General features: G+C 68.3%; 9 protein-coding genes and 1 pseudogene. 3 read left to right on the top strand and 7 right to left on the bottom strand.

All coding sequences use genetic code 11. The features are described 5' to 3' along the window. The 7 genes from AC01Y6_RS08895 to aceB form a co-directional block, all read right to left on the bottom strand. The coding region (locus tag AC01Y6_RS08895) for a DUF4147 domain-containing protein (protein WP_476671176.1) at positions 1 to 354 on the bottom strand (354 nt) is incomplete at its 3' end. After that, on the bottom strand, positions 339 to 731 hold the full coding sequence (locus tag AC01Y6_RS08890) for a type II toxin-antitoxin system VapC family toxin (protein ID WP_476671174.1): 393 nt from the start codon (positions 729 to 731) through the stop codon (positions 339 to 341). The genes AC01Y6_RS08890 and AC01Y6_RS08895, both read right to left, overlap by 16 nt. Next, the gene (locus AC01Y6_RS08885; protein WP_476671172.1) at positions 732 to 977 is read right to left on the bottom strand and encodes a type II toxin-antitoxin system VapB family antitoxin; all 246 of its coding nucleotides are present in this window, start codon (positions 975 to 977) and stop codon (positions 732 to 734) included. 32 nt (positions 978 to 1,009) lie between these two features. Continuing rightward, positions 1,010 to 2,266 (bottom strand): glycolate oxidase subunit GlcF, encoded by a 1,257-nt coding sequence (glcF, locus tag AC01Y6_RS08880; RefSeq protein ID WP_476671171.1) that lies wholly within the window; start codon positions 2,264 to 2,266, stop codon positions 1,010 to 1,012. A 4-nt stretch (positions 2,267 to 2,270) separates the two neighbouring features. Continuing rightward, positions 2,271 to 3,311 carry an FAD-binding protein gene (locus tag AC01Y6_RS08875; RefSeq protein WP_476671170.1) on the bottom strand — a complete coding sequence of 347 codons (1,041 nt, stop codon included), beginning with the start codon at positions 3,309 to 3,311 and terminating at the stop codon, positions 2,271 to 2,273. Then, complete coding sequence (locus tag AC01Y6_RS08870) at positions 3,308 to 4,690, bottom strand: FAD-linked oxidase C-terminal domain-containing protein (RefSeq protein ID WP_428720166.1); 1,383 nt, start codon at positions 4,688 to 4,690, stop codon at positions 3,308 to 3,310. Before AC01Y6_RS08870 ends, AC01Y6_RS08875 begins: the two co-directional genes overlap by 4 nt. Before the next feature lie 60 nt (positions 4,691 to 4,750). Next, positions 4,751 to 6,313 (bottom strand): malate synthase A, encoded by a 1,563-nt coding sequence (gene aceB, locus AC01Y6_RS08865; protein ID WP_347241960.1) that lies wholly within the window; start codon positions 6,311 to 6,313, stop codon positions 4,751 to 4,753. Positions 6,314 to 6,410: 97 nt separating this feature from the next. Between aceB and AC01Y6_RS08860 the strand changes: the two genes are divergently transcribed. From AC01Y6_RS08860 to AC01Y6_RS08850, 3 genes and pseudogenes are all read left to right on the top strand, one after another. Then, the gene (locus tag AC01Y6_RS08860; RefSeq protein ID WP_347241961.1) at positions 6,411 to 7,169 is read left to right on the top strand and encodes an IclR family transcriptional regulator; all 759 of its coding nucleotides are present in this window, start codon (positions 6,411 to 6,413) and stop codon (positions 7,167 to 7,169) included. A gap of 41 nt (positions 7,170 to 7,210) precedes the next feature. Continuing rightward, positions 7,211 to 7,909 (top strand): heat shock protein transcriptional repressor HspR, fused homodimer type, encoded by a 699-nt coding sequence (gene hspR, locus AC01Y6_RS08855; protein ID WP_428715128.1) that lies wholly within the window; start codon positions 7,211 to 7,213, stop codon positions 7,907 to 7,909. Beyond that, positions 7,906 to 8,128, top strand: a pseudogene (locus AC01Y6_RS08850) (peptidase M20); the annotation flags it as partial. The gene hspR and the pseudogene AC01Y6_RS08850, both read left to right, overlap by 4 nt.

The following is an 8,128-nucleotide window of genomic DNA, read 5'->3' as shown; positions in this document are numbered from 1 at the left end:
GGCGCACCAGAGGGCGCTTCCCCCGCCCGAGAGGAGGGCGAGGACCCGCGCCCTTGGGGAAAGCCCTTGCAGAAGGGCGAGGACCTCCTCGGCCGCCCTTAGGCTTTCCCCGTCGGGAAGGGGGTGGCCCGCGAAGCGGGCCCTTAGGCCCGGGGCCTTTTGCCCCTTGGGCAGGGTGAGGTGGTAGGCCACCTCCCCGTAGCGCTCCAGAGCCGCCCGGAGCATGGGGTAGGCGGCCTTCCCCACCGCCAGGACGAGGTCGGGCCGCCAAGGGGGGAGGTGCCTTGCCGTGAGGCGGTAGGGGTCCGTGGCCTTCAGGGCCTCGAGGAAGGCTTCCCTCAGGAGGGCTTCCACGCCAGGTCCGTCCGGTCAAAGTCCTGGCCCTTGTAGAGGAGGGGCTCCCCCTCTACCCGGGCTAAGGCGTAGCTCAGGCAGTCCCCAAGGTTTAGGCGGGCGGGATGGCGGCCTTTGCCGTAGCGGGCGTAGGCCCTTACGGCTTCTCGGTAGTGGGCTTCGGTGAAGGGAACCACCTCCAAGCCGAGCTCTTTGACAAGGGCCTCCACCGTATGGACCTTGGCAAAGCCCAGGCGTTGACCCAGGGCCACCGCCGTTTCCACCAGGGTGGGGGCGCCGACCCTGGCCTTGGGAGCTTGGCGGATGGCTTCCAAGTAAAGCCCGTAGTCGGGCTCTTGGAGAAGGATGGCCAGGAGCGCCGAGGAGTCCACGACCATTTAGTCCTCCCAAAGTTCGTCCATCTCCTCTTTAGGGATTCCCTTCCCCAAAAGCTCCGGCGGGATCTGGGGCCAGACCTCCTCCTCCAGGAAGCGGATCACCCGATCAAAGCTTCGCTTCCGCTGAAGCTCCCTAAGGCGCATCTCCAGGGCCTTCCTTACGGCCTCCGTCTTGGTCTCCCCGGCGAGGCGGGCCACCTCCTCGGCCAGGCGCTCCACCTCCTTATTGCGGATGGTGAGGGCCACGCTTTAAGCATGGCCATAAAAAGGTATGCATGTCAAGCCAAAGGGTCCTTCCCCTCGTAGAGGAGGGCGAGGAGCTCCACCGTGTGCAGGACGGGGAGGTCCAGGTAGGCCTGGATCTGGGTGAGGCAGCCGATGTTGCCCGTGGCCACCAGGTCCGCCCCCGTGGCCTCGAGGTTCTCCGCCTTCCTCCTCCCCAAGGCCTCGGCGATCTCCGGCTGGAAGAGGTTGTAGGTGCCCGCGCTCCCGCAGCAGAGCTCCCACTCCCTGGGCTCTAGGACCTCGAGGCCCGCCGCCCTCAGAAGCCGCCTCGGGGCCTCCCTCACCCCCTGGGCGTGGGCCAGGTGGCAGGCGTCGTGGTAGGCCACCCGCAAGGGGCGCTTAGGGGGCGGGGGCGGGGCAAAGCCCACCTCCTCCAGGAGAAGGGCCACGTCCTTCACCTTGGCGGCGAGGGCCCGGGCCTCCTCCTCCTCGGGCTCCCCCAGGAAGAGGAGGGGGTACTCCTTCATCCCCGAGCCGCACCCGGCGGCGTTGGTGACCACGTAGTCCACCTCCCGGAAGACCTTCAGGTTCTTCCGGGCGAGGGCCCTCGCCCCCTCCTTGTCCCCGGCGTGGAGGTTTAGGGCGCCGCAGCAGGCCTGCTCCGGCGCCACCACCACCTCCACCCCGTTTTCCTGGAGGACCTGGATGGTGGCCTGGTTGATGGAGGGCCTCAAGACCCTCTGGGCGCACCCCAAAAGGAGCCCCACCCGGGCCTTTCTCTCCCCTTTGGCGGGGTAGACCTCCCCGTAGGGGGCCTCCTCGGGGAGGCGGTCCGGGAGGAGGCGGAGGGGGGCTTTTAGGGCCTTGGGGAGGGGAAGGGGCTTGAGGAAAGGCTTCAGGCGCGCGCCGAGGGCCGCCAGGGGCCGGAAGCGCCCGGGGTAGGGGAGGGTGCGGAGGAGGCCCAGGCGGTAGGCGGCCTCCAGGGGAAAACGGTGCCGCCTTGGCTCGCTCCAAAGGCGGAAGGTGGCGATGAGCTCGCCGTAGGGGACGCCGCTTGGGCAGGCGGTGACGCAGGCCTGGCAGGCGAGGCAGCGGTCCAGGTAGGGGAGGGCTTCCTCCAGCTCCAGGTTCCCCTCCAGCACCTCCTTCATGAGGAAGATCCGGCCCCTCGGGGAGTCCATCTCCTCCTGGAGGACGGCGTAGGTGGGGCAGGTGGGGAGGCAGAAGCCGCAGTGGACGCAGGCCTCTATGGCGTGGGCCATCACCTCCCCTTCCTTGCCCAGGTTTTCCACGGGGATTTGGTGCTGCATGCTCTCACCCTAAGGGAAAGCGGCCCTTGGGGTCTAGGGCCTCCTTGACCTTGGCGAAGAAGGCCGAAAGGGGCGGGGGATGGAGGGGCTCCTGGGCTCCTTGGAGGACCAGGTGGGGAAGCCCCCTCTCCCTTAGCGCCTTTAGGCCCTCCTCCGCGGTCCCGGCGTAGAGCACCTCCCCCCCGTCCAGGTAGCGCCTTGGGCCCAGGGGAAGCCCCTCCAGCTCGGGGATGAGGTGGGGCTTCGTGGGAACCTTGACCCAGACGGGGCTTCCCTCCAAGAAGGCGAGGTCCCGCACCCCCTCCCAATGGGGGGCGTCCTCCTCCAGGACCTCCCCCTCCCCAAGGAGGCCCAAGAGGCGCCCTAGGCGGGCCTCCACGCTTTCCTTAAACCCCCCCAGGCGAAGCTCGAGGGTGGCGGGGGGAACGAGGTCCAGGGCGAGGAGGTCCAAGGGGAGAAGCCTCAGCCTTTCCAGGTCGGCGAGGGCTTCCCTTAGGGTTTCCCGCCGCACCCTCAGGGTCCGGGTGGCCCGGGGCCTGGGGAAGACCTTGAAGGAGAGCTCCACCATCACCCCGAAGGCCCCCAGGGAGCCCACCATGAGGCGGTGGAAGGGAAAGCCCGCGGCGTTTTTCACCACCTTGCCCCCGCCCCGCACCACCCTCCCTTCCCCGTCCACGAACCGCACCCCGAGGAGGAAGTCCCTAAGGCCCCCATAGCGGTGGCGCAGGGGGCCGGAAAGCCCCGCGGCCACCGTCCCGCCCAGGGTGGCCCCTCTCCCCGCGAGGGGCGGGTCAAAGGGGAGGTACTGGCCGTGGGCTTTAAGGGCCTCCTCCACCTCGGCGATGGGGGTTCCGGCGAGGGCGGTGAAGACGAACTCCTCGGGCTCGTACTCCAAAAGGCCCCGGAGGCGGGAGAGGTCCAAGAGGGCCTCCCCCTCCTTTGGGGTGGAGAGGGCGGGCTTGGTCCCCCCGCCCCGCACCCGGAGGTGGGGGTGGGCGAGGACCGCCTCCCGCACCTCCTCGAGGCCTTCCGGCCTGAGGGTCACGGGGCCACCTCCACCCGGGGGTCAAAGACCTTGCCCCGGTTGGCGAGGCCCTTGGGGTCCAGGCGGGCCTTCACCCGCTCCATGGCCTCCACGTCGGCCTCGGAGAACATCTCCCGGAGGTAGGCCTTCTTCTCCACCCCCACCCCGTGCTCCCCGGTGATGGAGCCCCCAAGCCGCACGCAAAGCCTCAGGATCTCCCCGGCCAGGGCCTCGGCCCTTTCCAGCTCTCCCGGTTTTTTCCCGTCGTAGAGGACCAGGGGGTGGAGGTTCCCGTCCCCGGCGTGGAAGACGTTGGCCACCCTCAGGCCGTACTCCCGGGAGAGGCGCCCGATCTCCCTCAGGGCCTCCCCGAGCCGGGAGCGGGGCACCACCCCGTCTTGGACCAGGTAGTCGGGGGAAAGCCTCCCCACGGCGCTGAAGGCCGCCTTCCTGCCCTTCCAGATGGCCTGGCGCTCGGCCTCGCCCCGCGCCACCCGCACCTCCAGGGCCCCGCTTTCCTCGAGGACCCGGTGGAGCACCTCGGCCTCGGCCGCCACCTCCTCCCTGGGGCCTTCCAGCTCCACGATGAGGAGCCCCTCCACCGGGGGGTAGCCCGCCTTTACCGCCTTCTCCGCGGCCTCTATGCTCAGGCGGTCCATGATCTCCATGGCCCCCGGAAGAAGCCCCGCCCGGATCACCCGGCTCACCGCCTCCCCCGCCGCCTCGAGGCTCGGGTAGGCGGCGAGGACGGTGTGGTAGGCCTCGGGCTTGGGGAGGAGCCGCAGGGTGATCTCCACCGCCACCCCCAAAAGCCCCTCGGTGCCCACGAAGAAGCCGTGGAGGTCCGGCCCCACCCCCTCCAGGCTCTCCCCCCCGAGGCGCACCACCTCCCCCTTAGGCGTGACGAGCTCCAGGCCCAGGACGTGGTTCGCCGTCATCCCGTACTTCAGGCAGTGGGCCCCCCCGGAGTTGAAGGCCACGTTTCCCCCGAGGGTGCTTACGGGCTGGCTGGAGGGGTCGGGGGCGTAGTAGAGGCCAAAGGGAGCGGCCTGGCGGGAGACCTCGAGGTTCACCACCCCGGGCTCCACCACGGCGATCCGGGCCTTGGGGTCCAGCTTTAGGATCCGGTTCATCCGGTTCAGGGCGAGGACGATCCCGCCCTCCACGGGGAGGGAGCCTCCCGAGAGGCTCGTGCCGCTTCCCCGGGCCACGAAGGGGACGCCGTAGTGGTGGCAGAGGCGCACCACCTCCACCACCTCCTCCTTCCTCTCCGGCAGGGCCACGGCGAGGGGCCGTTTGCGGTAGGCGGTGAGGGCGTCGGACTCGTAGGGGGCGAGCTCCGCCTCCCTTGTGAGGACCCTTCCGGGTAAAAGGGCCTTGAGTTCCTCCAAGAAGCCCACCCTTGCCCTCCTTTCCCCTCCACTTTAGGGCAGGAAGCCCCCACCCTCCGCGCCTTCGGCCTAGTCAATGTAGTCGTAGGCCACCAGGGTCAGGAACTCCACGAACTCCTCCGAGAGGACGAGCTTGTCCAGGATCTCCTCCGCTTCCCGGTAGCGGCCGGTTTCCCTCCCGCCCAGCTTCTGAAGCTCCTCCTCCTTGACCTTTTGGTAGAGCTCCGGGGTGACGGGGCGGCCGTCCTCCAGCCTGGCCTCCCGGTGGACCCACTGCCAGAGCTGGGCCCGGCTGATCTCGGCGGTGGCGGCGTCCTCCATGAGGTTGAAGATGGCGGCGGCCCCGTTGCCAAGAAGCCACTGGTTCAGGTACTGGAGGGCCACGGAGACGTTGTTGCGAAGCCCCGCCTCCGTCACCTTGCCCTCGGGGACGTGGAAGTTCAGGAGGTCCGCCGCGCTCACCTGGACGTCCTCCCGCTTCACGTGCTTCTGGTGGGGCCTATCCCCCAGGTAGCGGTCAAAGACCTCCATGGCCACGGGCACGAGGTCCGGGTGGGCCACCCAGGTGCCGTCAAAGCCCTGGGAGGCTTCCCTTTCCTTGTCCGCCCGGACCTGCTGGAAAGCCCGTTCGTTCACCTCGGGGTCCTTGCGGCTCGGGATGAAGGCGGCCATGCCCCCGATGGCGTGGGCCTCGTGGGCGTGGCAGGACTTGACCAAAAGCTCGGTGTAGGCCTTCATGAAGGGCACGGTCATGGTCACCTGGGCCCGGTCGGGGAAGATGGGGGCGGTGGTGGCGAACTTCTTGATGCAGCTGAAGATGTAGTCCCACCGGCCCGCGTTGAGCCCGGCGGCGTGCTCCTTGAGCTCAAAGAGGATCTCCTCCATCTCAAAGGCCGCCAGGATGGTCTCAATGAGGACCGTGGCCCGGATGGTGCCCCGGGGGATCTTCAGGTAGTCCTGGGCGAAGTTGAAGACCTCGTTCCAGAGGCGGGCCTCGAGGTGGCTCTCAAGCTTCGGCAGGTAAAAGTAGGGCCCGCTTCCCCGCCTTAAGAGCTCGTGGGCGTTGTGGAAGAAGTAGAGGCCGAAGTCAAAGAGGCTCGCCGAGATGGGCTCCCCGTCCACCAGGACGTGCTTTTCCACAAGGTGCCAGCCCCTTGGGCGCACCACCAGGGTGGCGGTCTTCTCCTTTAGCTTGTATTCCTTGCCCTCGGGGGAGACGAAGTCTATCTGGCGGCGCACGGCGTCGTAGAGGTTCTTCTGCCCCCGGATGACGTTGTCCCAGGTGGGGGAGAGGGCGTCCTCAAAGTCCGCCATGAAGACCTTGGCCCCGGAGTTTAAGGCGTTCACGATCATCTTCCGGTCCACGGGGCCCGTGATCTCCACCCGGCGGTCCAGGAGGTCAGGCGGGGCTTCGGCCACCTTCCAGTCCCCGCCCCGGACGAAGCGGGTCTCCTCCAGGAAGTCCGGCCTCTCTCCCGCCTTGTACCGCTCCCAAAGGGCCTTGCGCCGCTCCAGGAGGGCTTTGCGCACGGGGTTGAACTCCCGCTGGAGGGCCACCACGAACCTAAGGGCCTCTTCCGTGAGCACTTCCCCGAGGAGGGGATGGTCCTTGGTGATCTCCACGCCCTTCATGGTGGTTTGAGCCTAAGGGAGGGGCGGGGATTTGTCAAGAAGCAAAACGATTTTTTGTCTATTGAAAAATAGGGTCCGCCCTGGTATCCTCGGGGGCATGCCGAGGCCCAGGGAAAAGGGAGCCCGGGAGGTCAGGACCCTGGAGCGGGGCCTCCTGGTCCTCGAGGCCCTGGCGGAGCTGGGGGCCGGGGGGCTTGGGGAGGTCGCGGGGCGCACCGGGCTTTCCAAGAGCACCCTCTACCGCCTCCTCCAGGCCCTGGCCCGCCGGGGGTTCGTGGAGGAGACGGGAGGGGTCTACCGGGTGGGGCCCATGGCCTACCGGGTAGGCCAGGTCTACCCGCAAAAGAGCCTCCTGCAGGCGGTGCGGCCGGAGATGGAGGCGTTGGCGGCGGAGCTTGGGGAGAGCGTGAACCTGGCGGTGCCCGCGGGCAAGGAAGCCCTTTACCTGGACCAGGTGGAGGGCACGCGCCTGGTGCGCCTTTTCACCGCTCCCGGAAGCCCCGCCCCCCTCCACGCCACCGGGGTGGGTAAGGTGCTTTTGGCCTACCGGGGGGTGCCCGAGGGGCTTGCCCTGCCCCCCTACACCCCCCACACCCTCACCCGCCTCCCTGAGCTTCTGGCCGAGCTTCGCGCGGTGCGGGAGCGGGGCTACGCCCTGGACAACGAGGAGAAGGAGCTCGGGGTGCGGTGCGTGGCCGCTCCGGTCTTTGGCCCCTCGGGGGAGGTGGTGGCGGCCCTCTCCCTCTCCGCCCCCGCAAGCCGCCTTTCCCTGGAGGAGGCCCACCGCCTGGCCCCCCGGGTGGTGGAGGCGGCGAGGAGAGCTTCCTTGCGCTTAGGCTTTACAGGGCCCGTATAATGAAAAGGGTGAGGACGCCTTAGCGGGAGGGGCTGAAGGCCATGGATAAGGACCGTCCGGTCTACGTGATCTCGGTGGCGGCGGAGCTGGTGGAGATGCATCCCCAGACGCTTCGGCTTTACGAGCGGAAGGGTTTGATCAAGCCGAAGCGGTCTTCTGGGAAGACGCGGCTTTACTCGGAGCGGGACATCGAGAAGCTCCGGGAGATCCGCCGCCTGACGCAGGAGCTTGGGGTGAACCTGGCGGGGGTGGAGGAGATCATGCGGCTTCGGGCGGAGCTCGAGGCCCTGCAGGCCCGGTTTGAGGCCGAGGTGGCCCGGCTCAAGGCCGAGATCGGGGAGCGCTTCCAGGAGCTTGAGCGCAAGGCCCTTCCTGCCCCCGGGGAGGCGGCCAAGCCTTCCCCCAAGGACCGCCCGGTCTACGTGATCTCGGTGGCGGCGGAGCTGGTGGAGATGCACCCCCAGACGCTTCGGCTTTACGAGCGGAAGGGTTTGATCAAGCCGAAGCGGTCTTCTGGGAAGACGCGGCTTTACTCGGAGCGGGACATTGAGAAGCTCCGGGAGATCCGCCGCCTGACGCAGGAGCTTGGGGTGAACCTGGCGGGGGTGGAGGAGATCATGCGGCTTCGGGCGGAGCTCGAGGCCCTGCAGGCCCGGTTTGAGGCCGAGGTGGCCCGGCTCAGGCTCCTCCTCCTGGAGGAGGGCAAGGGCCTCTTCCAAGGGAGTAGTATGGGCGCGTGAACGCCTTGGCGCCCCTTTTGGAGTTCCTTTCCATCCCTTCGGTCTCCACCGACCCCGCCCGCAAGGAGGACGTCCGCCGGGCGGCCCTTTGGCTTGAGGAGAGGCTCAAGGCCCTGAGCTTCCGCACGGAGCTCCACGAGACCCCCCTCCACCCCATCCTCTACGCCGAACGCCTTGTGGACGAGAAGGCTCCCACCGTGCTCGTCTACGGCCACTACG

The organism is Thermus sp., from assembly GCF_056332225.1.
Note: the sequence above shows the minus strand (reverse complement) of the source record. Positions and strands in the feature narration are given on the sequence as shown.